Annotated in this window: 2 protein-coding genes; both read left to right on the plus strand. The window is 72.2% G+C overall.

Features of this window, described 5'->3' with window-relative positions; translation table 11 throughout:
* On the plus strand, positions 1-1,349 hold a 1,349-nt coding region (locus tag ACSNOD_RS30720; RefSeq protein ID WP_436770358.1), incomplete at its 5' end, for a hypothetical protein.
* A gap of 71 nt (positions 1,350-1,420) precedes the next feature.
* Positions 1,421-1,891, plus strand: a complete 471-nt coding sequence (locus tag ACSNOD_RS30725; RefSeq protein WP_436770359.1) for a hypothetical protein — start codon at positions 1,421-1,423, stop codon at positions 1,889-1,891.
* Positions 1,892-2,055 lie beyond the last annotated feature (164 nt).

The following is a 2,055-nucleotide window of genomic DNA, read 5'->3' on the forward strand; positions in this document are numbered from 1 at the left end:
GGCCGGGCGCGGCGAACCGGACCTGGCCGGGCGCGGCGAACCGGGCCTGGACGGGCGATCCGCTCGGCCGCGTCACCGAATTCCTGCGCTGCACCGCCCTGCCCCTCCTGCTGATCGCCGTCACCCCGCCGCTGGCGCTGCTGCTGTGGACCCTGACCGTCGCCTTCGACGGTGCGCTCACCCCCCTCCGCCACGCCTCCGACTGGCCGCGGCTGCTCGCCGCCCTGCCGACCCCGACCCCGTACGCCGCCGTGGTGATCGTCGGCTTCGTCGGTTTCGAGGCCGTGCTGCTCCGCCTGCTGCCCGGCGCCGTCGAGCGGGGGCCCGTCACCCCGGCCGGCGTGCGACCGGTCTACCGCGCGAACGGGCCGCTCGCCCTGGCCGTGACCCACGCCGCCTTCCTCGGGGCGTCGGCCGGCTGCGGATGGTTCTCCCCCGCGGTGCTGTACGACCGGTCCGGCGAGCTCCTGGCGACCGCCTGTGTGCTGTGCCTGCTCCTGTGCGCCGCGCTGTACGCGAAGGGGCTGCGCCGGCCCTCCGGCCCCGACCACGGCAGCACCGGGCACCCGGTGCTGGACTTCTTCTGGGGAACCGAACTGCATCCGACCCTCGGTGGCGTCGATCTGAAGCAACTGTTCAACTGCCGGGTGGGGATGATGGCCTGGAGCCTGCTCCTGGTGTCGTTCGCGGCCGCGCAGTACGAGCGCTCCGGCACGGTGTCCACCTCGATGGCCGTCGCGGTGACCCTCCAACTGCTGTACATCGCGAAGTTCTTCCACTGGGAGTCGGGCTACTACGCGACTCTCGACGTCATGCACGACCGGTTCGGCTACTACCTGTGCTGGGGCGTGACCGTGTGGCTGCCGGCGGTCTACCCGCTGAGCACCCTGTATCTGGTCGACCACCCCCGGCACCTCCCCGCCGGGGAGACCGCGCTCCTCCTGGCCGTCGGCCTCACCGCCCTGGGGGTCAACTACTCCGCGGACGCGCAGCGTCGGCGCGTGCGCCGCACGGGAGGCGACACCCGCGTCTGGGGGCGTCCGCCGAAAACGCTGAGCGCCCCGTACACCACCGCCGACGGCGCCACGCACTCCTCCCTGCTGCTGTACTCGGGCTGGTGGGGACTGGCGCGGCACTTCCACTACCTGCCGGAGCTGGTGCTCGCCGTGTGCTGGGTGGCGCCGGTCGGCACGGAACGGGCGCTGCCCTACTTCTACCCGCTCTTCCTGAGCATCCTGTTGATCGACCGCTGCGGGCGGGACGAGCGGCGCTGTCTGCAGAAGTACGGTGACGCCTACCGCGAGTACTGCCGTCGGGTGCGCTGGCGGATCGTCCCCTGGCTGTACTGAGCCCCGCCGATCCCGACCGCGGTCGGCCCGAACGGTGGTGCGGGTCGCGGCAGACATGATCCACTGTGCGCATGGAGGCCGTCGCCGCAAGTGTCATCGCCGTGCTGGGCACCCTGCTGGGCGCCGGCGTCACCCATGTGTTCCAGCGCCGCGCGATGCACCGCACCGAGCGGTTCACCCGGGACGAGAAGCTGCGGCAGGAGCGGCTGGACGCCTACTCCGGCTACGCCGGCGCCCTCGTCGACTACCGTCGCAGCCTGATGGAGCGCTGGCTCGAACGCCATGAGGCCGTGCCGTTCGACGACGACGAACCCGCCCTGCGCGCCCGCTCGTACGCGCTGCGCACCCGCGCCGAGGAGGCGCTGTTCCGGCTCCAGATGATCACCGATGACGAGGAGCTCATCCGGTGCTCCCGTGACGTGCTGCGCTGCGTCGGGGAGATCCACAAGGCGCGGGACCGCGCCGAGTGGGACATTCGCCGCACCTCCGCGAAGACCGCGATCCACGACTTCGTGGCCGCCGCCAGGCGCAGCCTGTCCTGACCGCCGGGCAACCGCGCCGAACTGCGCCGAACCGCGCCGGCGGAATCCACCGCGACTCCACTTGACCTCAAGCGCGGTTGACGTTGCAGCTTGGTGAGGCGAACGGGCGCCACGGCCGTGGCAACACACCGTGGCCGCCCCGTACGCGTCCCCCTCCCCAGCGC

Origin of the sequence: Streptomyces sp. URMC 123, assembly GCF_051386515.1 — a bacterium.
GTDB lineage: Bacteria > Actinomycetota > Actinomycetes > Streptomycetales > Streptomycetaceae > Streptomyces.

Excerpts from the sequence above, each read along its gene's own strand:
- ACSNOD_RS30725 (WP_436770359.1), top strand. The coding sequence starts at position 1,421 with ATGGAGGCCGTCGCCGCAAGTGTCATCGCCGTGCTGGGCACCCTGCTG.